At 68.5% G+C, this 22,095-nt stretch carries 18 protein-coding genes and 1 tRNA gene; 9 read left to right on the top strand and 10 right to left on the bottom strand.

Features of this window, described 5'->3' with window-relative positions:
* Positions 1-9: 9 nt before the first annotated feature.
* Entirely contained in the window at positions 10-1,152 is a 1,143-nt protein-coding gene (locus M9980_RS02980; protein ID WP_250753167.1) for a glycosyltransferase family 4 protein, read from the top strand.
* Here the strand turns inward: M9980_RS02980 and M9980_RS02975 are convergent.
* Together M9980_RS02975 and M9980_RS02970 are read right to left on the bottom strand one after the other, a co-directional pair.
* Positions 1,128-1,466, bottom strand: coding sequence for a DUF2218 domain-containing protein (locus tag M9980_RS02975; RefSeq protein WP_250753165.1), 339 nt, complete (start codon positions 1,464-1,466; stop codon positions 1,128-1,130). The genes M9980_RS02980 and M9980_RS02975 overlap by 25 nt on opposite strands.
* Positions 1,463-2,044 (bottom strand): PadR family transcriptional regulator, encoded by a 582-nt coding sequence (locus M9980_RS02970; RefSeq protein WP_250753163.1) that lies wholly within the window; start codon positions 2,042-2,044, stop codon positions 1,463-1,465. Before M9980_RS02970 ends, M9980_RS02975 begins: the two co-directional genes overlap by 4 nt.
* A 103-nt stretch (positions 2,045-2,147) precedes the next feature.
* On the opposite strand from M9980_RS02970, the gene M9980_RS02965 reads away from it, so the two are divergent.
* The 8 genes from M9980_RS02965 (at position 2,148) to M9980_RS02930 (ending at position 9,679) form a co-directional block, all read left to right on the top strand.
* On the top strand, positions 2,148-3,455 hold the full coding sequence (locus tag M9980_RS02965; RefSeq protein WP_250753161.1) for a replication-associated recombination protein A: 1,308 nt from the start codon (positions 2,148-2,150) through the stop codon (positions 3,453-3,455).
* A 45-nt stretch (positions 3,456-3,500) separates the two neighbouring features.
* Positions 3,501-4,895: a serine hydrolase domain-containing protein gene (locus tag M9980_RS02960; RefSeq protein ID WP_250753158.1), complete on the top strand. Its 1,395-nt coding sequence runs from the start codon at positions 3,501-3,503 to the stop codon at positions 4,893-4,895.
* The gene (locus tag M9980_RS02955) at positions 4,892-5,233 is read left to right on the top strand and encodes an MmcQ/YjbR family DNA-binding protein (RefSeq protein ID WP_250753156.1); all 342 of its coding nucleotides are present in this window, start codon (positions 4,892-4,894) and stop codon (positions 5,231-5,233) included. Before M9980_RS02960 ends, M9980_RS02955 begins: the two co-directional genes overlap by 4 nt.
* Positions 5,223-6,092: a hypothetical protein gene (locus M9980_RS02950; RefSeq protein ID WP_250755041.1), complete on the top strand. Its 870-nt coding sequence runs from the start codon at positions 5,223-5,225 to the stop codon at positions 6,090-6,092. The genes M9980_RS02955 and M9980_RS02950 overlap by 11 nt, the downstream gene beginning before the upstream one ends.
* 18 nt (positions 6,093-6,110) lie before the next feature.
* A tRNA-Thr gene (locus M9980_RS02945) sits at positions 6,111-6,186 on the top strand.
* A 31-nt stretch (positions 6,187-6,217) separates the two neighbouring features.
* Positions 6,218-7,996, top strand: a complete 1,779-nt coding sequence (gene pabB, locus M9980_RS02940) for an aminodeoxychorismate synthase component I (RefSeq protein WP_250753154.1) — start codon at positions 6,218-6,220, stop codon at positions 7,994-7,996.
* Complete coding sequence (locus M9980_RS02935) at positions 7,993-8,454, top strand: SixA phosphatase family protein (protein ID WP_250753152.1); 462 nt, start codon at positions 7,993-7,995, stop codon at positions 8,452-8,454. The genes pabB and M9980_RS02935 overlap by 4 nt, the downstream gene beginning before the upstream one ends.
* Positions 8,455-8,497: 43 nt before the next feature.
* Positions 8,498-9,679, top strand: coding sequence for a cation:proton antiporter (locus M9980_RS02930; RefSeq protein ID WP_250753150.1), 1,182 nt, complete (start codon positions 8,498-8,500; stop codon positions 9,677-9,679).
* 161 nt (positions 9,680-9,840) lie between these two features.
* Here M9980_RS02930 and M9980_RS02925 read toward each other — a convergent pair whose 3' ends face one another.
* The 8 genes from M9980_RS02925 to M9980_RS02890 all read right to left on the bottom strand — a co-directional run bounded on the left by M9980_RS02925 (position 9,841) and on the right by M9980_RS02890 (position 22,094).
* Positions 9,841-11,328 carry an MFS transporter gene (locus M9980_RS02925; protein ID WP_250753148.1) on the bottom strand — a complete coding sequence of 496 codons (1,488 nt, stop codon included), beginning with the start codon at positions 11,326-11,328 and terminating at the stop codon, positions 9,841-9,843.
* 104 nt (positions 11,329-11,432) lie between these two features.
* Positions 11,433-12,788: an MFS transporter gene (locus tag M9980_RS02920; protein ID WP_250753146.1), complete on the bottom strand. Its 1,356-nt coding sequence runs from the start codon at positions 12,786-12,788 to the stop codon at positions 11,433-11,435.
* Positions 12,785-14,236: a tryptophan halogenase family protein gene (locus M9980_RS02915; protein WP_250753144.1), complete on the bottom strand. Its 1,452-nt coding sequence runs from the start codon at positions 14,234-14,236 to the stop codon at positions 12,785-12,787. The genes M9980_RS02920 and M9980_RS02915 overlap by 4 nt, the downstream gene beginning before the upstream one ends.
* 50 nt (positions 14,237-14,286) lie before the next feature.
* Positions 14,287-15,183 (bottom strand): alpha/beta hydrolase, encoded by an 897-nt coding sequence (locus M9980_RS02910; protein ID WP_250755040.1) that lies wholly within the window; start codon positions 15,181-15,183, stop codon positions 14,287-14,289.
* Positions 15,183-17,222: a glycoside hydrolase family 97 protein gene (locus M9980_RS02905; protein ID WP_422921404.1), complete on the bottom strand. Its 2,040-nt coding sequence runs from the start codon at positions 17,220-17,222 to the stop codon at positions 15,183-15,185. The genes M9980_RS02910 and M9980_RS02905 overlap by 1 nt, the downstream gene beginning before the upstream one ends.
* 2 nt (positions 17,223-17,224) lie before the next feature.
* Positions 17,225-18,850, bottom strand: coding sequence for an alpha-amylase family glycosyl hydrolase (locus M9980_RS02900; RefSeq protein ID WP_250753141.1), 1,626 nt, complete (start codon positions 18,848-18,850; stop codon positions 17,225-17,227).
* Complete coding sequence (locus M9980_RS02895) at positions 18,847-20,640, bottom strand: alpha-amylase family glycosyl hydrolase (protein WP_250753138.1); 1,794 nt, start codon at positions 20,638-20,640, stop codon at positions 18,847-18,849. Before M9980_RS02895 ends, M9980_RS02900 begins: the two co-directional genes overlap by 4 nt.
* Positions 20,637-22,094 carry a tryptophan halogenase family protein gene (locus tag M9980_RS02890; protein ID WP_250755038.1) on the bottom strand — a complete coding sequence of 486 codons (1,458 nt, stop codon included), beginning with the start codon at positions 22,092-22,094 and terminating at the stop codon, positions 20,637-20,639. The genes M9980_RS02895 and M9980_RS02890 overlap by 4 nt, the downstream gene beginning before the upstream one ends.
* Position 22,095: the final 1 nt, after the last annotated feature.

Raw genomic sequence — 22,095 nt, 5'->3', positions numbered from 1 at the left:
CCGGCCCCCATGCAGCCGTCCGACATCCGCGTCGCGCTCTTCAGCGGCAATTACAACTATGTGCGCGACGGTGCGAACCAGGCGCTCAATCTGCTCGTCGGCTATCTGCTGGCGCAGGGCGTCACGGTGCGCGTGTATTCGCCGACGGTCGCGGAGCCCGCCTTCGCGCCGACCGGCGACCTGGTCAGCGTGCCCGCCTGGTCGATGCCGGGCGGGCGCGGCGAGTACAAGCTCGCCAAGGGGCTGCCGCGCGCCGTGCAGGAAGACCTTGAGGCCTTCGCGCCCAACGTCGTCCATGTCTCCGCGCCCGAGATACTCGGTCACCGCGCGGTCACCTGGGCGCGGTTGCGCGGCATCCCGGTGGTCGCGTCGTTGCACACCCGCTTCGAGACCTATCCGCGCTACTACGGCATCGGCTTCCTCGAGCCGTTGATCGAGCGCGCACTGACCCGCTTCTACAATCGTGCGAACGCGGTCGTGGTGCCGGGCAACAGCATCGCCGACATCCTGCGGACCTGGGGCGTGACGACGCCGATCGGCATCTGGTCGCGCGGCATCGACCACGCCCGCTTCCGCCCCGAGCGCCGCGACCTTGGCTGGCGCCGGGGATTGGGCATCGCCGACGATGCGGTCGCGATCGGGTTCCTCGGGCGGCTGGTGCTGGAAAAGGGGCTCGACATCTTCGCCGAAGTCGCCGCCGAACTGACGCGGCGCGGCGTGCCGCACCGCATCCTCGTCATCGGCGACGGCCCCGCACGCGAGTGGTTCGCGGAGCAAGTCCCCGACGCGGTCTTCGCCGGATTCCAGACCGGCGACGACCTGGGCCGGGCGGTCGCGTCGATGGACATATTCTTCAACCCCTCCGTCACCGAGACGTTCGGCAACGTGACGCTGGAGGCGATGGCCTGCGCCGTCCCCGTCGTCGCCGCCCGCGCGACCGGCGCGGTCGACCTGATCGAGGAAGGCGTGACCGGCCACCTCGTCCCCCCGCGCGACGTCGCCGCCTATGCCGACGCGATCGAGCGGCTGGTGCGCGACGATGCGACACGCCGCGCAATGGGCGCCGCCGGCCACGCCCGCGCCGCGACCTACCAGTGGGACCGCATCAACCACGCGGTGCTCGACACTTACGCGCGCGTGATCGACGGCTGATCGACCCAGTCGAACGTCAGTGGTGCCTCACGGAACGCGAAGCGATCGAGGTGGCGGGCGACGGCGCCTTTCAGGCCGTCCAGTTGCTCCGCAACGCTGGCATCGATGCGCGTGACAAGGGCGTCGTCCTTCGCATCGAAGGTCACCGTCGCGTTGCCCGGCCAGTCGGCACCGCGCGCATCCTTCGGAAACACCACGGTGCCGTGCTGCGCATCGAACGTCACCGCCAGATTATGCTGCCAATGCTTGCACAGCTGCTGCAGGTATTTGCTCGCCTGCGCGGTCGGCACGCGCGCGGTCGCCGCCACGCTCACAGCCGTTCGATCCGGCGCGCGGCATCGTCCAGTATGTCGGCGATGGCGTGCAGCGTGTCCTGCTCGACCTCACCCCCGCCCAGCCGGTGCTGGAGCACCTGGCGCAGATTGCCCATCGCCCGCTTGACCGGCCCGCGGCTCGACCGTTCGCGCATTGCGCCGAGCGCGCCCAGTCGCTCCATCAGCGCCGCGACTTCCTCCTCGCGTTCGGTCAGGTGGGCTTGCCCCGCGGTGGTGATCGCGAACACCTTCTTGGCATCGTCGCTCGGCTGTTCGCCGATCAGGCCCATATCGGCGAGCATGGTCAGCGTCGGATAGACCACGCCGGGGCTCGGCGCATAGGCGCCGCCGGTGCGCTCCTCGATCTCGCGGATCAGGTCGTAGCCGTGGCGCGGCGTTTCCTCGATCAGCTTCAGCAGCACCAGCCGCAGTTCGTCGCCGGCGAACATCCGCCGCCGCCCGCGACCGCCGCCGGCGCCATCAGCGCGAATGTCCCACTCGACCGTGAACGGCCCCCATTGGCGACGACCGCCGGTGGGCCCGCAGTGGCGATGCATGCGATGATTGTGTCCGAACATGATAGTTTCCTCTCGGATGATTCTTGATGCGTCAAAGATATATCTTAGATCAACTCTATCAAGAGCCGGCTGCAAAATTCTCCACGACCCCTATCTTGGGGGGATGACAGACCTTCTCGCCGGGCTAGAACCACCCGCCGACCTCCTGCCCGACACCGCCCCCCTCGCCGACCGGCTGCGTCCGAGGACGCTGGCCGAGGTCGTCGGACAGGACCATGTCACCGGGCCGGCCGGCGCGATCGGGCGCATGGTCGCCGCGGGTCGGCTGTCGTCGATCATCCTGTGGGGTCCGCCCGGCACCGGCAAGACGACCATCGCGCGGCTGCTGGCCGATGCCGTCGACTTGCGCTTCGTCGCGATCAGCGCGGTGTTCTCCGGGGTCGCCGACCTGAAAAAGGCGTTCGCCGAGGCGAAGGTCGCCGCCCGCGCGGGCCAGCGCACCTTGCTGTTCGTGGACGAAATCCACCGCTTCAACCGCGCGCAGCAGGACGGCTTCCTGCCCTATGTCGAGGACGGCACCGTCACCCTGGTCGGGGCCACCACCGAAAACCCGTCGTTCGAGTTGAACGCCGCACTGCTCAGCCGGGCGCAGGTGCTGATCCTACACCGCCTCGACCGTGCCGCACTCGACCTGCTGCTTGACCGGGCGGAGGCGCTGATGGAACGCCCGCTCCCGCTCGACGATGCCGCGCGCGACGCGCTCGTCGCCAGTGCGGACGGCGACGGGCGCTTCCTGCTCAATCAGGTCGAGACGCTGTACTCGGTCGACCTGCCCGCCCCGCTCGACCCGGCTGGCCTCAGCGCCTTCCTGCAACGTCGCGTGGCGGTGTACGACAAGGATCGCGAAGGGCATTACAACCTCATCAGCGCGCTTCATAAATCGATCCGCGGCAGCGATCCGCAGGCCGCGCTCTACTATCTCGCGCGCATGCTGACCGCGGGCGAAGAGCCGCTCTTCCTGCTCCGCCGCCTGATTCGTGCCGCGGTCGAGGACGTCGGCCTCGCCGATCCGAACGCGCTGGTCCAGTGCATCGCCGCCAAGGACACCTACGACTTCCTCGGTTCCCCGGAGGGTGAATTGGCGATCGCGCAGGCGTGCCTCTACCTCGCCACCGCGCCCAAATCGAATGCGGTTTATGCCGCGCAAAAGGCGGCATGGAAGTCGGCGCGCGAAACCGGATCGCTGATGCCGCCCGACAATATCCTGAATGCGCCGACCAAGCTGATGAAGGACGTCGGCTACGGCAAGGGATATGAATACGACCACGACAGCGCGGACGGATTTTCGGGCGCGAACTACTGGCCGGACGACCTGGGCCCACAGACCTTCTACACGCCGACGGACCGCGGCTTCGAGAAGCGTCTGGCCGAACGGCTGGCATGGTGGGACGACCGTCGCCGCAACCGCTGACCGGGCGGGCTTTCAATGTTGGATTTCGTCTGCTCTTGTACTGCGATGATAGACCCCCGTTTCGGCCGTCAACTTTGTCAACATTCGCGCTGGCTGGCGGCGGCTGCCATCGCTGTCTCCGCCCGGCTCACCGCACAGCAGGTCGCTCCTGCCACCCCCTCCCCCTATCAGCGCGCCGTCGCTGCGGGGTACAAGGCGGCGACCTATTGCTCGGCGATCTTCAACGCCGGTCGCACGCCCGCCGACATCGACCGCGACGAACTGCGCGGCATCTACCCCGAATATGACGCAATCGTCCCGACACTGGCGGCAAGCGTAGATCGGCGCACCGCCAGCGTCACGGTCGCATTCGACCCAAAACTGCCGCCGCGGCGCGCGGAATGGGCGCGAGGCCGGGGCTGCACGACATTGCCCATCGGCGCGCCGGCGTCCGCGCGCGCCCGCCCAGTCGCGCCACCCGCGCCTGCCTCCGATCCGCGTCCGTGGCCGATGGGCGACCGCGGCATCGCCCCGCGTCCCGCTCCGGCGCTCGATCGCACCGTCGCCGCCGCCTTCGACCGCGCGACCTACGGCAAGGATTCCGAGACGGTCGGCGTCGTCGTGGTGCAGGATGGCCGCATCGTCGCCGAACGCTACCGGTCGGGCTTCGGCCCGTTCGTCGCCAATCGCACATGGTCGGTCGCCAAGAGCATCACCGGCAGCCTCATGGGCACCGGTCTCGCGCAAAAGAACATCGGCACCAAAACCCCGCTTGCACTCTGGAGCGGCGAGGGCGACCCTCGCGCGGGCATCACCTACGATCACGCGCTGCGCATGGCCAGCGGGCTGCACAGCGACACCGCCGGCAACCGCACCGACGCGATCTATTTCGGCGGCACGACGGTGGCCGAGCAGGCGCCGGGCTGGCCGCTGGAGGCGCCGGTGGGCACGCGCTTCCGCTATGCCAACAACGACATATTGCTGGCTATGCTGTCGCTCGGACGGGTAATGGGCGCCGGCTTCGGCGACTTCCCGACCAGTGCGCTGTTCGCGCCGCTCGGCATGACCCACACCGTCGCGGAGCGTGACTGGGGCGGCAATTTCGTCATCTCCAGCCAGGTCTGGAGCACCGCGCGCGATTTCGCCCGGCTGGGGCAGTTCTGGTTGCAGGACGGCGTCTGGCAGGGCCGGCGCATCCTGCCGGCGGGCTGGATGCAGTACATGACCCGCCCCAGCGGACCGCAGCCGGCGTCCGGCCCCGGCTATGGCGCAACGATGTGGCTGTTCGGCCCGGCGCAGGGCTTGCCCGCGGGCAGCTACGCCGCGCAGGGCAACCGCGGCCAGTACATCATGGTCATCCCATCCCGGCGGCTGGTCGTGGTCCGCCGCGGCGAAGACCCCGGCCCCGCGCGCTTCGACATCGCGAAATTCGCCGCCGACGTCGCGGCGGCGATCCGGTGAAGGACTGGGCCGAAGTCGTCGCCTTCGCCTGCGCCTTGCCCGACGTGGCGATGGAGAACTTCTACGGCACGCCCTGTCCGAAGGTGAACGGCAAGGCGTTCGTGTCGCAGGGTCGCGAGCCCGGCAGCTTCCACGTGATGAGCCAGCACGAGGAGAAAGCGGTGCTGATCGAGACCGATCCCGACACTTTCTGGCAGACCGATCATTACAGGAACTGGCCGGGCCTGCTTGTCCGCTACGGCTCCGACGACCCCGATCGGGTCCGCAGCGTCATCGCCCGGGCGTGGTGGGACCGCGCGAAGAAACCGCAGCGCGCGAGGTTCGGTGATCGCCCCTGATCGTTTCGCCCGCTTCGTCGCGATCGACTGGTCGGGCGCGGTCGGCGCGCGCCAGCGCGGCATCGCGGTGGCGGAGTGTACGCCCGGAACCGCCGCACCGTCGCTCGTCCGCCCCGGACACATCTGGTCGCGTCACGACGTGCTCGAATGGGTCTTGGCCGCTCCCGCCGCCAGCCTGATCGGTTTCGATCTCGGCCCGTCGCTTCCCTTCCGGGATGCCGGAGCCTTCTTCCCCGGCTGGGACGACAGCCCGCCCGACGCCAAGGCACTCTGGGCGCTGGTCGATCGCCTCTGCGCCGAAGACCCGCACCTCGCCGCCACATCCTTCGTCGATCACGTCGAGGCATCGCGCCATTTCCGCCGCCACGGCGGGCGCACCGGCGACCGCTTCGGCACGGGCCGCGGGCGGTTGCGCGTGACCGAACACGCCCAGCGCGCGCAAGGGATGAGCCCGTACAGCAACATGAACCTGGTCGGCGCGGCGCAGGTCGGCAAGTCGAGCCTGACCGGCATGCGCCTGCTTCACCGCCTCGACGGACGGCTACCGGTGTGGCCGTTCGATGCCGATCCCGGCCACGGATCGCTGGTCGTGGAAATCTACACCAGCATCGCCGCCCGCGACGCCGGCCGTCCGAAGGGCCGCAGCAAGATGCGCGATATCGCCGCGCTCAACGCCGCGCTCGCCGTACTCGGCAGCGAAGCCGTGCCCGGAACCGGCGAAATCGACGACCACAGCAGCGACGCGCTCCTGACCGCCGCGTGGCTGCGCGCGAACGCCCACCGCGCCGAACTCTGGCATCCGCCGGCCCTGACGCCAGCGATTGCGGCGACCGAGGGCTGGACCTTCGGCGTGACCTGACGCATGGGGACGCCGGATGCCGGCTTAGCTCAGTTGGTAGAGCGCCAGTTTTGTAAACTGGATGTCGCGGGTTCGATTCCTGCAGCCGGCACCACCATCTTCGCGCGTGCGCCGCAAAGGGTCCCATGCTGAACGACGACATGCCGTTCGTCCTGCTCGACGATCTGCGCCCGTCGGGCGGACCGGCGCGGCTGTACCGCGCGCCCATCGAAATCATCGTCGCCGCCGACATGGCGTCGGTGCCACCGGCGCTCGCCCGCCTGCGCGCGGCGCTGGCCGAGGGGCGGCACGCCGCGGGCTATATGGCCTATGAAGCCGGCTTCGCGCTCGAACCCGGGCTGGCCGGCATCGAAACGGTCGCGCCCGAAGGGCCGCTGGTCTGGTGCGGCGTGTTCGAGGGCGTCACGCTGCTGTCGCCGGGCGAGGTCGCGGCGTGGCTGCCCGACCCGGCAGGCGCCTATGCCGGCGCACCGGTACCGCGCATCGACGCCGACGCCTATCGCGCCGCCTTCGCCCGCGTCGCCGACTATATCGTCGCGGGCGACATCTATCAGGCGAACCTCAGCTTCCGCGCCGACGTGCCGTTCGCGGGGCATCCCGCGGCGCTCTACGCCCGGCTGCGCACGGCGGGGAGCGGCGGCTGGGGCGGCATCGTCGGCACCGGGGACGCGTGGCTGCTCTCGACGTCGCCCGAGCTGTTCTTCACGCTCGAAGGCGGTGCGCTGACCGCGCGCCCGATGAAGGGCACCGCGCCACGCGGGCGCACCGCGGTGGAGGACCGCGACCGCATCGCCGCGCTGGTCGCCGATCCAAAGGAGCGCGCCGAGAATCTGATGATCGTCGACCTGCTGCGCAACGACCTGTCGCGCATCGCCGAGGCCGGCAGCGTCGCAGTGCCCGCGCTGTTCGAGGTCGAGACCTATCCGACGCTCCACACCCTCACCTCGACCGTCACCGCGCGCATCGCCGAGGGGCGCGACGCAATCGACGTGATCGCCGCGACCTTCCCCTGCGGATCGATCACCGGCGCGCCGAAAATCCGCGCGATGGGCATCATCGCCGAGGTCGAAGGCGATGCCCGCGGCGCCTACACCGGGTCGATGGGCTGGCTGGCGCCGGACGGCGACGCCGCGTTCAACGTGCTGATCCGCACGCTGTCGATCCGGGACGGGCGCGCCAGCGTCGGGCTGGGATCGGCGGTGGTGGCGGACAGCCGCGCCGATGGCGAATGGGCCGAGTGTCTCGCCAAGGGCGGCTTCGTCACGCGCGACATGCCCGTATTCGACCTGATCGAGACGATGTTCTGCGGTGCGGACGGCGGCGTGCGGTACCGCGCGGCGCACCTCGCCCGCCTGCGTGCGTCGGCGCAGGCGCTGGGCTTCGCGTGGGGCGACGTGGACGCAGCCCTCGACGCCGCCGTCGCGGGACTGGGGGAGGACTGCCGCCTGCGCCTGCTGCTGTCGCGCGACGGCACCACGGCGATCGAGACCGCGCCGCTGCCGCCGCCGATGCCGAACCCGGTCGAGGTCGCGCTTGCCCCCCTTCCCGTCGCGCCCGACGACTTCCGCCTGCGCCACAAGACCACCGATCGCGCCTTCTACGACGACGCCCGCACCGCCGCCGGCGCACCCGAAGTCGTGTTCGTTGACCGCGACGGCTTCCTGACCGAGGGCAGCTTCACCACCGCCTTCGTCGAGCGCGACGGTCGCCTGCTCACCCCGCCGCTCGGGCGCGGCCTGCTGCCGGGCGTGCTGCGCCGGGTGCTGATCGACGAAGGCCGCGCGGTCGAGGCCGAACTGACACCCGCCGATCTCGCGGGCGGGTTCCTGATCGGGAACTCGCTGCGCGGACTGATGCCGGCGCGCTTGCAGGCTGCGGGCCTATCCCGCACAGCTGCGCCATGAGACACGTCCTGCTGCTCGCCGCCGCGGTGCTGACGGCGGCGCCCGCGACCGCGCAGACCTATGTCATGCGGCACCTCGACACGCCCGAGGGCCAGCGCGATCCCGACCTGTTGCCGAACGGCCAGGCCTCTGCACGGAAACTGGTGCGCTGGTTTCGCGGCAAGCGCCTGACCGCGATCTACGTCAGCGATTTTCGCCGCACGCGCCAGACCGCGGCGCCGCTTGCTGCCGCGCGACGGATCACACCGACTCTCTACGATCCCGCCAGGACCGCCGACCTGCTCGCCGCCGTCCGCGCCGAGCGCGGGCCCGTCCTGATCGTCGGCCACAGCAACACCGTGCCCGACATCGTCGAGGGTTTGGGCGGGACGCGCCCCGCACCGCTCACCCACCCCGATTTCGGCGACGTCTGGACCGTTCGCGGAACGGGCACGAAACGCACGCGGATCGACCGCTGACGACACTTGCGTTTCGCGGGCGGAACGAAGACGGTCCCCTCCCATGAACACCGCCGAAATCTTCCTGATCGCGATCCTCATCATCTTTGCCGCGCCCTATCTGGTGTGGCGGCTGGGGCGTACCGATTACTGGGCACCGCTGGTAGTGGTGCAGATCGTCGGCGGGATCATCCTCGGCCCCGGCGTGCTCGGCGCGGCGTTTCCCGCCTATTACGCCTATGTGTTCACGCCGCAGGTTATCGGCGCGCTGAACGGCATCGCGTGGTGGGCGGTGATGCTGTTCGTGTGGGTCGCCGGGATCGAACTCGATCTGCGTCAGGCGTGGACGCGGCGGCGCGAGACGGGCGTGACGGCGGGCCTCGCGCTCGCGGTGCCGCTGGTCGCAGGCAGCCTTGCCGCGATGATCCTGCTGCAATGGCCGGGCTGGGCGGGCGTCAACGGCGCGCGGTGGCAGGTCGTGCTGGGCATCGGCATGGCGTGTGCGGTCACCGCGCTGCCGATCCTGATTTTGCTGATGGAGAAGCTCGAGATTCTGCGCGAACCGCTCGGCCAGCGGATCCTGCGCTATGCGAGTGTCGACGACATCGCGATCTGGGGCGTGCTCGCCGTCATCCTGCTCGATTGGGAGCGAATGGGTCGCCAGCTCGCCTTCCTCGCCGCCTTCGCGGTCGCCGCCGTGCTGGTGCGAAAGCTGATGCGGCGGCTGGCCGAGCGTGACCGCTGGTACGTCGGGCTGATCTGGCTGGCGCTGTGCGGGTTCGGGGCCGACTGGTCCGGCCTGCACTTCATGGTCGGCGCGTTCCTGTCCGGAGCGATTCTGGATGCCGAATGGTTCGACCAGCGCGAAATGGACGGCTTCCGCGGCAACATCCTGCTCGCGGTGATGCCGGTGTTCTTCCTCTCGACCGGCCTGCGCACCAGTTGGGAGGGCGGCGGCCTGGTCGTGTTCGGCGCCGCCGCGCTGCTGCTGGTGGCCAGCGTCGGCGGCAAGCTGGTCGGTGTCGGCATCGCCGGGCGTATCCTCGGCTGGCCGAAGCGCGAAGCGTGGGCGATCGGCTGGCTGCTCCAGACGAAGGCGCTCATCATGATAATCTTCGCCAACATCCTGCTCGACAAGGGCATCATCACGAGTGCGACCTTCACCGCGCTGCTGCTGATGGCGGTGGCGAGCACGATGCTGACGATTCCCGTCGTCTCCCCGATGCTGCGGCGGGGGAAGGTTTAGGGAGGCAATGGTTCGGGGAAGGCGCGAAGGCGCGAAGGTGTTGCGTCTCGCGTGACCTTCCCCGCGCAAGCGGGCTTCAGTGCGAGAAGGTCTCGCTGGCGCGAGACGCTGGCATAACGCGAGACACCTTAGCGCCTTCGCGCCTTCCCTGAACCCCCTGCCTACTCCTCCCGAACCCGCAGCATCGCGACCGCCGCCAGCCCCATCACCCCCGCCGCGAAGGCCATTGTCCACACCGGCTCGGTCGGAAAGAAATGGCGCACGATCGTGCCCATCACGGTCGCGACCAGCAGCTGCGGCACGACGATGAAGACGTTGAACAGCCCCATGTAGATGCCGAGCTTCGCCTGCGGCAGCGCCGACGCCAGGATCGCGTAGGGCATGGCGAGGATCGACGCCCAGGCGATGCCGATCGCGATCTCGCTGACCAGCAACGCATACGGATCGCGCACCACCAGGAACGAGCAGTAGCCGAGCGCGCCGATCCCCAGGCACAGCGCGTGCGTGCGCACCTTCCCGATCCGACGCGCCAGCGGTTGCAGCACGAACAGCGCGGCGATGGCGGCGACCGCATTGTACGTCGCGAACATGATGCCGACCCAGTTGCCGCCGGCGTTGTAGGCCGCGCTCGCCGGATCGGCCGATCCGAACGCATATTGGGCGACGACCGGCGTGGTATAGATCCACATGATGAACAGCGCCGACCAGGTGAAGAACTGGACCAGCGCCAGCTTCTTCATGATCGCCGGCATCCCCGCGAAATCGCCGACGATGTTGGTCAGCAGCGTGTCGGTATGTCCGCGCGCATACAGCACCCCCGCCGCGATGCGGGCGACGCCGTATAGCGCGACCAACCCACCCAGCAGGTAAAGCTCTTTCTCGACGTCGGCGACATAGACGACGGCGGCGATCGCGAGCCCCGCGCCGATCCACGCGAGGCCCGCGCCGGTCGAGGCCGGCGGCACCGGCGGCGCGTCGTGGACCGCGGGATCGCGCCCGTCGAACGCCGCGACTTCCTCAGGCGCATATTCGCGCGTCGTCAGCACCGTCCACAACACCGCCGCGAACAGCGCCGCGCCGCCGAAATAGAAGCTGTAGCGCACGGTATCGGGCACCCCGCCGCCGCTCGCAACGTTGGCGACGCCCAAGTGGTCGAGGACATAGGGCGTCACCGATCCCACCACCGCGCCGACGCCGATGAACGCGGTCTGGATCGCATAGCCGGCGGTATGCTGGTCCTTGTCGAGCATGTCGCCGACGAAGGCGCGGAACGGCTCCATCGAGATGTTGAGCGACGCGTCGAGCATCCACAGCAGTAGCGCGGCGGCGAGCAATCCGCCCGCGTTCGGCATGCCGATCAGCGCCGCTGCGGCGAGCACCGCGCCCGCAAAGAAATACGGCCGCCGCCGCCCGAACCGGCCCCAGGTCCGGTCCGAATAATGGCCGATGATCGGCTGCACCAGCAGCCCGGTCAGCGGCGCCGCGATCCACAGGATGGCGAGGTTGTCGAGGCTCTCCCCCAGCGACTGGAAGATGCGGCTCATGTTCGCGTTCTGGAGCGCGAAGCCGATCTGGATGCCGAAGAATCCGAACGAGATGTTGAACAGCCCCGCCCATCCCTGGCGCGGTCGGCGCGTTGCTTGGTCCATCCTATCCCTCCCCTTATTCCCCGTTCGCACTGAGCGTGTCGAAGTGCGTGTGATCGAGCGCGGCGCCCGGATCATGTGCTTCGACACGCTCAGCACGAACGGGTTTAGCTATCTTGACTCGTCCGCGTGCGCCCGACCAGCAGCGTCGCGCCGCCGGCGATCAGCATGAACACGCCGCCGAGCATCAGCACGTTCCGCGCATCGCCGCCCAGCAGCGGGCCGTAGATCAGCGGCATGGTCAGCGTCTCGACCAGCATCGGCAGGACGATGAACATGTTGAAGATGCCCATATAGATGCCCGTCCGCGCCGGCGGGATGCTGTTCGCCAGCATGATGTACGGGCACCCCATCAGGCTCGCCCAGCCGAGGCCGATGCCGATCATCGGCAGCACCAGCGCCGCTTGCGTAGTCATGTGCGGGATCGCCAGCATCGCGCAACCCGAGCACGCGACGCACACCGCGTGCACTCGCCGCGGGCCGACCGCGCGGGTCAGCGGGATCAGCGCGAAGGCGGCGACGAACGCGACGAAATTATAGAGCCCGCCCAACTGCCCGGTCGCGAGCACCGCCTGGCGAAACCCCTCCGACCCAGCATCCGCCGTGCCGAACAGCGACCGCGACAGCGCGTGGCTGATGTACTGCCAGTACGCGAACATCGCATACCATTGGAACAGCATCGCCACCGCCAGCTTGCGCATCGCCGGCGGCATCTCGACCACCGCATCGCGAATGTCGGCCAGCGCCGCGCCGAACGACAGGCGGCGGCTCTGCATCTCGGCGACTTCCGCGGGCGTCAGCGGCAGTTCGGGCACGCGGATCACCGACCACAGGATCGACCCCAGCGACAGCACCGCACCGATCAGGAACGCGATGCGCGTCACGTGCGGGATGCCGTTGGGATCGACCGCGTTCAGGTCCATTCCCCACCACACCAGGATCGACGGCGACAGGTAGGACAATGTCTGCGCAAGGCCGGTGAACGCACTCTGCGTCATGAAGCCGATCGGACGCTGCGACGCGTCGAGCCGATCGCCGACATAGGCGCGGTACGGCTCCATCGTCACATTGTTGGCCGCGTCCAGAATCCACAACAGGCTAGCCGCGACCCACAGCGCCGGACTGTAGGGCATCGCCAGCAGGCACAGGCTGCACAACACCGCGCCGATCAGGAAATACGGCGTCCGCCGCCCCCAGCGCGTCACCGTACGGTCGCTCAGCGCGCCGATGAACGGCTGCACCAGCAGGCCGGTCATCGGCCCTGCCAGCCACAGCAGCGGCATCGTCGCCTCGTCCGCGCCGAGGAAGCTGTAGATCGGCCCCATGTTCGCCTGTTGCAGTCCGAAGCTGAACTGCAGCCCGAAGAACCCGATGTTCATCTGGACGATGCGCGCCAGCGACAGGCGCGGCTTGGGCACGCCGACATAGACCGGGTTGCCGAGATCGATCGCCGCTGCGGTCATGCGTCCTCCCTCACGCGTTGCGACGCGAGCACCGCATCATGGCCGGCAAAATTCGATCCGCACGCGCTCAGGAAACGCGCGATCCGCGCCGGGTCATCAGGCTCGGCAACCGCGCGCAACCGTGCGGCATCAGGATAGGTGCCGTATCCGGCGAACAGGCATCCCCAGGACAGCGGCGCATAATATTTACCGATGTCCTGCGCCGCGATTTCCGCGACCAGGTCGCCGCCGGTGAACCAGCAGGTCATGATCGATTTCAGGCTATCACTCAGCGTGTCCATCGCCGCGGCATCGCGCCAATACTCGCCGCCGCCGCGCTGGTTCAGCCGGTAGTGCGCGACGATGTAATCGCGGATACCCTCGTACCGGCGGGCAATGACGGTGTTGAACTGGTCGCGGTGTGCCGGCGTGAAGCCGCCGCCTTCCCATGCCGCGATGAAGCCCTCGACGGTCGCCTGGACGATGTGCAGCGCGGTCGCCTCCAGCGGTTCGATGAACCCCTGCGACAGGCCGACCGCCAGGCAGTTGCCGGTCCACGTCGTCTCGATCCGCCCGACCTTCATCGTCAGGTGACGCGCAGTCCCGGCATCGCCGACGCCCAGTTGCGCGCGCAGCTCCGCCTCCGCGGCATCGGCGTCGATGTAGCGGCTGGAATAGACATATCCGTTGCCGACCCGGCTGGTCAGCGGAATGTGCCACGCCCAACCGCTCGACAACGCGGTGGACGTCGTGTGGACGTTGGTGCCGGTCGGGTCGGACGGCGTCGGCATCACGACCGCGCGGTCGTTGAACAGGTTCGACGCGAACGGCAGGAACTTGGCACCCAGCGCCGCCTGCGCGATCACCGATCGGAAGCCGCTGCAATCGACGAACATGTCCGCCGCGACCGTGTCGCCGCCGTCGAGCGCCAAATGGCGGACCGCGCCGTCCTCCCCCACCACGACCTCGGTCACGGTGCGCGCCACGTGCGTCACCCCGCGCCCGACCGCGTGGTCGCGCAGGAACGCGCCGACCAGATGCGCATCGAAATGATAGCCGTAGCTCGCATCGAACGGAAAATTTGCCGCCGGCAGCGGCGCGCGGGCGTTGGCGATCAGCCAGCTGTTGAGGAAGAACGCATCGGGATGCGCGGGCACGTCATGCCCCGTCCGACGCGCGCGGGCGGCGTGGTGGAACGCGCCCTCGCTATGGACATCGACGTCGCTGGCGAAGGGGTGGATGTAGTCGCCGAAGCCGCTTGCATCGGACCAGCCGACGAAGCGGATGCCCGCCTTGTACGTGGCGTTGCACGCCGGCATCCATTCGCTCTCCGCGATGCCCAGGTCGCGGAAGAACTGGCGGAGTTGCGGGGTCGATCCCTCGCCCACCCCGACGATGCCGATGTCGGGGCTTTCGATGACGGTGATGTCGGCGGCGGGCCACGCCTTTGCCATCAGGCACGCGGTCATCCACCCCGCCGTGCCGCCGCCCAAGATCGCGATTCTAGGGTGCGGCTCACTCACGCGAACAACCAGGCGAGGATGTCGTCGAGCCGCGCCGCCCAGGCGTTCTCCTCATGCGCCGCGCCCTTGTATTCGCGGCTCGCGAAGTCACGGTCACGGACCCAGCCGGCCCGCGTCACCGCCGCGTCGATCCGCGCCTGCCACGGGGCGTAGTTTGCGTCGAGCGTCTCGGTGCCGTGGTCCATCCACAACCGCCGCCCCGCCGTCTTGCCGAGGTTCGCGGCAAGATATGTCTCCCACAACCCCAGCACGTCGGCGTCGGGCGGCAGGTCGGCCGGCATCGTCAACAGCCAGTGGGTCGATACGCACCCCGCCCGCCCGAACACCCTGGGCCTGCGAACGAAGGCGTAGCACGAGATCAGCCCACCCATGCTCGACCCTATGATGCCGGTGTGCGCAGCATCGCGGCGGGTGCGGTAGGCGCGGTCGATCATCGGCTTCAGCGTGTGCGCGAGGAGATCGACGTAGGCGTCGCCCGTGATCGGCCCCTCCGCTGCCTTGTCGAACACCGCGCGCACCGCGGGCGTCGCCGCCGCGTACAGCGCCTGCGGAAAATACTGGCGATAGCGCGCCTTGCCGGGATGATCGATCGCGACGACGATCAGCGGCGCGATGCGGCCCGCCGCGACCAGCCGCGTGACCGCCTTGTCCGCGCCCCACACCTTGTTGAAGCCCGACCGCGCGGGCACGAACACATTCTGCCCATCCTGCATGTACACGACGCCGTAGCGCTGCTTGCCCGCGTCATAGCCGGGCGGCAGCCACACCGTCGCATGGACCTCGCCGATCGGCGCGCCCGCGGTCACGAACATCTCGTCGAACCGCCCGCCCTGCTGCGCCTGCGCGCTGCCGGCAGAGGCGAACGCGAGCAGCAGGGCGGCGATCCAGCGCATCACTTGCGGCGCTTGCCCGGCGCGACGAAACGGATCGCCTGCCCACCGCCCGGCGCCAAGGCCAGCTTCAGCGTGTCGCCCTTGCGCACAGGCTTGCTCTCGATCGTGATCGCATGGCGCGTCGGCGTGCGGTAATCGGCGCCCGGCCCGTCGCGATAGATCTGCGCGGTATAGGTCTTGCCCGCATCGAGGAAATCGAGCGCGATCGTGCTGGCGCGCGCCTGCTCATCGCCGACCGCGCCCAGGAACCAGTCGCTCGATCCCTTCTGCTTGCGAACGATCGTGACATAGTCGCCGACCTCGCCGTTCAGAACGCGCGTCTCCGACCAGTCGGTTGGCACGTCCTTGATGAACTGGAACGCGCCCGGCACCTTGGCATAGGCTGCGGGCGTGTCGGCGACCATCACCACCGGCGAGTAGATCACGACGTAATTCGCCAGCTGCTTGGCGAGCGTGGAGGGCAGGTCCGAATTCTCCGACCCCTTCAGGCTGACGATGCCGGGGGTGAAGTCCATCGGCCCACCGAGCAGCTGGGTGAAGACCATATTGGCTTCATGCTCGGGCGGGTTCTTCCCCGCCCAGCTCATATATTCCATGCCGCGCCCGCCCTCGCGCGCGACCCAGTTGGGATAGGTGCGGCGGAGCCCCGTGTCCTTGACCGGTTCGTGGCTGTCGATCGACACCTTGTACTTCGCTGCGGCCTGCACGACGCGCAGGTAGTGGTTCACCATCCACTGCCCCTCATGCCATTCGCGGTGCGTCGTGCCGTCGGCGTCCACCCGCTCGATCTGGCCGGCGTCGGTGACGTAGCCGGTCTTCACCACCGGCTCGCCGTGGTCGGCCGCGAATTTGAACGCGGTGTCGAGCTGCTTGTCGTAGTGGCTCGCCGACCCGCCGGTTTCGTGATGACCGATCAGGTACACGCCCTTCGACTTGGCGTAGGCGGCGAGGCCCGCGGCGTCGAAATCGGCGGTCGGCTGGGCAAAGTTCATGTCGTTGCCGTTGCCGAACCAGTCGCCGTCCCAGCCGACGTTCCAGCCCTCGACCAGCACGCCGGGGATGCCGTTCGCGGCGGCGAAGTCGATGTACTGGCGGACGTGCGCGTTCGTCGCGCCGTGCTGCGGCCCACGCGCCCAGCTCCAGCGACCGGTAATCATGTTCCACCAGACGCCCGCGAACTTCCCCGGCTTGATCCAGCTCGACACGTTGCCGAGCTTGTTCGGCTCGTTCAGGTTTAGCGTGATCTGGCTGGCCTTGTAGAGCCCCGGCGCATCGTCGGCGATCGCGATGGTCCGCCACGGCGTCGAGAAGCCGGCGTCGCGGCTGACCTTCGGCGCGCCCGATCCGGGCGTCAGGTTCGCGCGCAGCTTCGTGCCCTCGAACCGCGCAAGGTTCATCGCCGAATAATCCACCAGCGCCGCTTCATGGATGGCCAAGTGGGTGCCCGACGCGAGCTTCATCGTCAGCACGGTCTGGGCGGTGCCGATGCTGCTGATCGGCGTCGTATTGTAGAGATATTCCTCGCGGTTCCAGCCGTATGCAGGCTTCCACCACGCGGTGCCCTCCTCGGCGATCGCGAACTCGGTCAGCTCCTCGGCGATGTTGGCGTGGTGCAAATTCGGCTGGTCGGGCAGCGTGTAGCGAAAGCCGACGCCGTCATCGAAGACGCGGAAGGTGACCGTCATCTCGCGCTGCTGGCGCACCTTTTCCTTGAGGCGCACAGTCAGGTCGACGTGGTTGTCGCGGATCGTCGTCCATTCGCCGAACGGCTGGGTCCAGCTGGTATCTGACTTCGCGGTCTTCGCATCGACCAGCGCGAAATAGCGGTCGAGCTTGGGCGCGTCGGTGAACAGGAAGCCGAGCGCGCTGTCGTTCACCAGCGGCTTGCCCTTGCGCGTAATGGCATAGGTCGGGCGCCCATCGTTATCGATCGACACCGCGACGCTGATCGACTTGTCGGGCGATTCCGCCTTCGCGACCACTTCCGCCAACGCGGGCGTCGCCGCCACCAGCGCGAGCACGCTCGCCATCATCCGCATCATCATGCCATTCTCCTCGCGACCAGGCCCGACAGGCCGGCCAGATTCCATCGATCGACTGTGCCGACTTGCTCTACCACGCGCCAGCGCCCCGGCTGCGCGGGCGTGCAGTCGGCGGCCTCGCTTCCCAGGTTGAACGCGCACAGCAGCACCTCGTCGGCGCTCGCGCGTTCGAACACCAGCAGCGTGTCGGTCGCAACCCGGACGGTGATGCCGCCGGTCAGCAACGCGTCGTTGGTGTTCCGGAACGCCAACAACCGCCGCGTCAGCGCCAGCATCGAGCCCGCATCGCCCTGCTGCACATCGACGGCCAGCGCGGCGTGGTCCGGCCCGGTCGGCAGCCACGGCGTCGCCCCCGAAAAGCCCAACCCCGCCGCATCCGACCGCCACGGCATCGGCGTGCGCGCGCCGTCGCGCGACAAGGTGAGCGGCCAGTTCGCGATCGCCTCGGGATCCTGCAGGCTTTCGAACGGCACGTCGACCTGAGTCAGGCCCAGCTCCTCGCCGTAATAGAGGATGATCGACCCCCGCAGGCAGACCAGCAGCAGCATCTTGACCGCGGCGAACGCCTCGCGCTGGTCGGGCGCCGCCCAGCGCGAGATCGCGCGCGGCGCGTCGTGGTTCTCGAACGCCCAGCTCGGCCAGCCGGTGCCGGGCGTGTCGGGCCAGTTCTCGACCGCCTCGGCCACCACTTTCGGGTTCAGTTCGGCGGCGTAGAGGAAGTCGAAGCCATAGGCGCTGTCGAGCCGCCGGCGATCGGACGTGAACGCCTTCATCTCGCGGTCGCTGTCCGCCCCGCCGACTTCGGCCACGGTGAACTTGCCGCCATAGCTGTCGAGCAGCGCGCGGAGCCGTTCGAGGAACAACGGGATGTCGGGATGCGACTGGTTGTGGACGTGCAGCTGGAAATCGAACGGCCGCGTGCGGACTCCGTTGCCGGTCGGCGCCGGCGGATTGTCGGTGAGCGCAGGGTCATGCATCGCGAAGTTGATCGCGTCGACACGGAACCCGTCGACGCCGCGATCCAGCCAGAAGCGCGCGACGTTCAGCAACGCCGCCTGCACGTCGGGGTTATGCCCGTTCAGCTGCGGCTGGCTGCTGAGGAAATTGTGCAGATAATATTGCCCGCGCCGCGCGTCCCACGTCCACGCCGGGCCGCCGAACACCGACTGCCAGTTGTTGGGCGGCGCGCCGTCCGCCTTCGCATCGGCCCAGACGTACCAGTCGGCCCGCGCGTTGGTGCGGCTCGCGCGGCTTTCGGTAAACCACGGGTGCTCGTCGCTGGTGTGCGAATAGACCTGGTCGACGATCACCTTCAGCCGCAGGTCATGCGCCCGCGCGACCAGCGCGTCGAAATCGTCGAGCGTGCCGAAGATCGGGTCGACCCCGCAGTAGTCGGCCACGTCGTAGCCGAAATCCTTCATCGGCGAGGTGAAGAACGGCGACAGCCAGATCGCATCGACTCCCAGCGCCGCGACATAGTCGAGATGCCCGGTGATGCCGGGCAGGTCGCCGATGCCGTCGCCGTTCGAATCGGCGAAGCTGCGCGGATAGATCTGATAGATCGCCGCGCCGCGCCACCATTCGCGGGTCGGCGCGGTCGCGGGCACGCGCTGCGGATCGGTCATCGGGCACGCTCCGCGGCGCAAACTGCATAGCCGAGCGGCGGCAGAGTCACGGTGACGCTGCCGGGCGCGGTCGCGCGGGCTGCGCAGCGGGCACCGGCGAGGGTCTCGAACTTCGCGGACGTCACATCGACCTCGACCGCGCGGGAGAGCGGCGCGGTGGACGTGTTGAACGCCAGCAGCACCTCCGCCCCGGTCACGGGATCGAACCGAGAGATCGCGAGCAGCCCCGGCGTCTCCTGCCGCGCGCGCAGCATTTGCCGCCCGCGGGTCAGCGCCGGTGTCCGCGTGCGCAGCTTCGCCAACGTCGCTAGGTCGCGGAACAGGGGATTGTCGCGTCCGAAGTTTGCCGTCGCCGTCGTCGCGCTCGTCCCGATCAGGCGATTGTCGTTGTACGTCGCGACCCGGCTGGCGAACATGTCCTCGCGCGCGTCCTGATCGCCGCCGTCGCCGACGAAACCCTGTTCGTCGCCCGAATAGATCGTCGGCACGCCGCGCAGGGTCAGCAGCATCGCGTTCGACAGCTTCACCCGGTCGAGGATCTCGGCATCGCTTGCCTGCGGGAATGCCCAGCGTACCGACGTGGCGAAGCGGCCATCGTCATGGTTGCCGGTGAAGGTTGGCAGGATACGCGCCGTGTCGTACCCCTTGGCATACAGCACGTCGCCGTCGAACAGAGCCTCGAAAATGTCGGTGCCGCGCGTGCCGGCGACCGTCGCCACCACCGCTTCCTTGAACGCGAAGTCGAGGACGGACGGCAGCTTGTCGACAATCGTATGCTGCGCCAGTGCTGCGGGGCGAATGTCATGCTCCGACACTTCGCCGAAGATGTGGAAGTTCGGGATGCCCCTGGCCACGGCACGCGCCTGCATCGCCGGCACGAACGCTGCCCAGAATTCCGGATTCACATGCTTGGCGGTATCGATGCGGAAGCCGTCGATGCCATAGCGGTCGATCCACCCGCCGAAAATGTCGATCATGCCCGCCAGCACCCGCGGATTTTCGGTCATCAGGTCGTCGAGCCCGACGAAATCGCCCATCGTCGAGCTTTCGTTCCGGTACGTCGTGTCGCCGCGATTGTGGTAGAGCGTGACGTCGTTCAGCCACGCCGGCACCTTCACGGTCCGCTCCGCCGCCGGCACGAAGGGGGTGTAGGCGTAAGTGGGATCGGTCAGCTTCGCGAAATTTTCCGCCGTCTGCACGCCATCGCCGGCAAACCCGCGGTTGATCATCGTCTTACCGCGCCGCTGGTAGGGATAATCGGCGCGGCTGCGATAGACGCACTCCGTCTTCCCCACGCATTCGCGGTTCTGAATCACGTCGGCGGTGTGGTTGGCGATGATGTCCATATAGACCTTCATCCCCCGCGCATGCGCCGCAGCGACCAGCGCGCGGAAATCCTCGGCGGTGCCCAGATGCGGGTCGACGCGGGTGAAATCGGTGATCCAGTATCCGTGATAGCCCGCGGTCTCGCGACCCGGCCCACCCTGCACCGCCTTGTTCTTGAAGATCGGGCCGACCCAGATCGCCGTCGCGCCGAGCGCCTGGATATAGTCGAGCCGCGCGGTCAGCCCCTTCAGGTCGCCGCCGTGGTAGAAGCCCTTGTGCGTCGGGTCGTAGCCGGTGGTCAGCCGGTCGCCAGACAGCCCGCCGCGATCGTTCGACCGATCGCCGTTCTCGAACCGGTCTGGCAGCACGAAGTAGATGACCTCGTCTTCCGGCAGGCGCGCGCGGAAATCCTGCGCGGGTGCGGGTGTGGCGGCGGCGGCGAGCAGCGCCAGCAGCAGGCTCATGCCGCCACCGCCGTCGGCGCCGCACAGTGCGCGACAATGAAATCGGCGTGGGTCGGCATCTGCGCCACCTCCCGCATGTTCAACTGGGCCAGGATATCGAGATACTCCGCGATCTGCGCGCGCGGCGGGGTGTCGGCGAGCGGGTGGTTGCCCTCCGGCATGATCCCCTGCCCCACCAGCACCTGAAGCCAGCCGACTTCGGTGAAGAGTTCCTCATGCTCGCGCACGATGTGGCCCGAACCGCGCCACAGCTCGAGCTTCGCGCGCAGCGTGTCGGGCAGTTCGGTCGCCCGCCGCTCGCGCCAGAACGGCGCCTCGCGATCGTTGGCGACGTAATGGAGGATCAGGAAATCGCGGATACGGGCATATTCGAAGTCGGCTTGGCGGTTGTACTCGTCGCGGTCGGCCTGGCGGATGCAACGTCCGGGGAGCAGCTTCAGGATGCGCTCGATCGCCGACTGGATCATGTGGATGCTGGTCGATTCCAGCGGCTCCATGAAGCCCGAAGCAAGGCCGACCGCGATGACGTTCGCCTTCCACAATTCACGCCGCTTGCCGGTGGTGAAGCGCAGCGGACGGGGTTCTGCGAGCGGGGCGGTATCGAGGTTGGCGAGCAACCGCGCCGCCGCCTCGTCATCGCTCAGATGCGCGCTCGAATAGACGATGCCGTTGCCGGTGCGATGCTGCAGCGGGATACGCCACTGCCACCCGGCATCGTGCGCGGTGGCGCGGGTGTAGGGGGTCAGGTCGGCGGCGCGTGCGGAGGGCACCGCCATCGCCCGGTCGCACGGCAGCCAGTGCGTCCAGTCCTCATACCCGGCCTTCAGCGCGCCCTCGATCAGCAACCCGCGAAAACCGGTGCAGTCGATGAAGACGTCGCCCTCGACCCGGCGATCGCCGTCGAGCACGAGCGCGGCCACGTCGCCGGTCTCGCCGTCGCGCACGACTTCGCCGATCTTCCCCTCGATCCGCTCGACGCCCTTGCCCTCGGCGAAGCGGCGCAGGAACGCGGCGTACAGGCCGGCGTCGAAATGGAAGGCATAGGGCATGTCGGGCAGCACCTGCGCCGTGCGCGCAGGCCCGCGCTGCATCCGTCCGGCAAGCGCCGCCTGGTTGTTCAGCGAATAGGCGCCGAGGTCCGCCGCCACGCCCTCACGCCGCCCCCGCAGCCAGCTGTGGTGAAAAGCGAGCAGCCCGGAATCGCGCCCGATGTTGCCGAACGCGTGCATGTAACGGCTGTCAGGACGCAGCCAGTCGAGGAACTCGATGCCCAGCTTGAACGTCGCCTGCGTCGCGCGGACGAAGGCGTCCTCGTCGATGCCCAGCGCCTGATTGAACAGCCGGATCTGCGGGATCGTCGCCTCGCCCACGCCGACGATGCCGATCTCCTCGGATTCGACCAGCCGGATGCGGAAGCCCTGGCCCAGGAAATGCCCGAGCGCCGCCGCGGTCATC

The organism is Sphingomonas donggukensis (assembly GCF_023674425.1).
Taxonomy (GTDB): Bacteria; Pseudomonadota; Alphaproteobacteria; order Sphingomonadales; family Sphingomonadaceae; genus Sphingomonas; species Sphingomonas donggukensis.
This window is presented reverse-complemented; position numbering and strand designations above follow the sequence as displayed.

What these genes read in the sequence shown, in the direction of transcription:
- M9980_RS02890 (WP_250755038.1), bottom strand. Translation starts at nt 22,094, where the DNA reads ATGACCGCGGCGGCGCTCGGGCATTTCCTGGGCCAGGGCTTCCGCATC.
- M9980_RS02935 (WP_250753152.1), top strand. Translation starts at nt 7,993, where the DNA reads ATGAGACACGTCCTGCTGCTCGCCGCCGCGGTGCTGACGGCGGCGCCC.
- M9980_RS02925 (WP_250753148.1), bottom strand. Translation starts at nt 11,328, where the DNA reads ATGGACCAAGCAACGCGCCGACCGCGCCAGGGATGGGCGGGGCTGTTC.
- pabB (WP_250753154.1), top strand. Translation starts at nt 6,218, where the DNA reads ATGCTGAACGACGACATGCCGTTCGTCCTGCTCGACGATCTGCGCCCG.
- M9980_RS02900 (WP_250753141.1), bottom strand. Translation starts at nt 18,850, where the DNA reads ATGACCGATCCGCAGCGCGTGCCCGCGACCGCGCCGACCCGCGAATGG.
- M9980_RS02970 (WP_250753163.1), bottom strand. Translation starts at nt 2,044, where the DNA reads ATGTTCGGACACAATCATCGCATGCATCGCCACTGCGGGCCCACCGGC.
- M9980_RS02910 (WP_250755040.1), bottom strand. Translation starts at nt 15,183, where the DNA reads ATGCGCTGGATCGCCGCCCTGCTGCTCGCGTTCGCCTCTGCCGGCAGC.
- M9980_RS02980 (WP_250753167.1), top strand. Translation starts at nt 10, where the DNA reads ATGCAGCCGTCCGACATCCGCGTCGCGCTCTTCAGCGGCAATTACAAC.
- M9980_RS02915 (WP_250753144.1), bottom strand. Translation starts at nt 14,236, where the DNA reads ATGACCGCGTGCCTGATGGCAAAGGCGTGGCCCGCCGCCGACATCACC.
- M9980_RS02960 (WP_250753158.1), top strand. Translation starts at nt 3,501, where the DNA reads ATGATAGACCCCCGTTTCGGCCGTCAACTTTGTCAACATTCGCGCTGG.
- M9980_RS02920 (WP_250753146.1), bottom strand. Translation starts at nt 12,788, where the DNA reads ATGACCGCAGCGGCGATCGATCTCGGCAACCCGGTCTATGTCGGCGTG.
- M9980_RS02965 (WP_250753161.1), top strand. Translation starts at nt 2,148, where the DNA reads ATGACAGACCTTCTCGCCGGGCTAGAACCACCCGCCGACCTCCTGCCC.
- M9980_RS02905 (WP_422921404.1), bottom strand. Translation starts at nt 17,222, where the DNA reads ATGCGGATGATGGCGAGCGTGCTCGCGCTGGTGGCGGCGACGCCCGCG.
- M9980_RS02895 (WP_250753138.1), bottom strand. Translation starts at nt 20,640, where the DNA reads ATGAGCCTGCTGCTGGCGCTGCTCGCCGCCGCCGCCACACCCGCACCC.
- M9980_RS02930 (WP_250753150.1), top strand. Translation starts at nt 8,498, where the DNA reads ATGAACACCGCCGAAATCTTCCTGATCGCGATCCTCATCATCTTTGCC.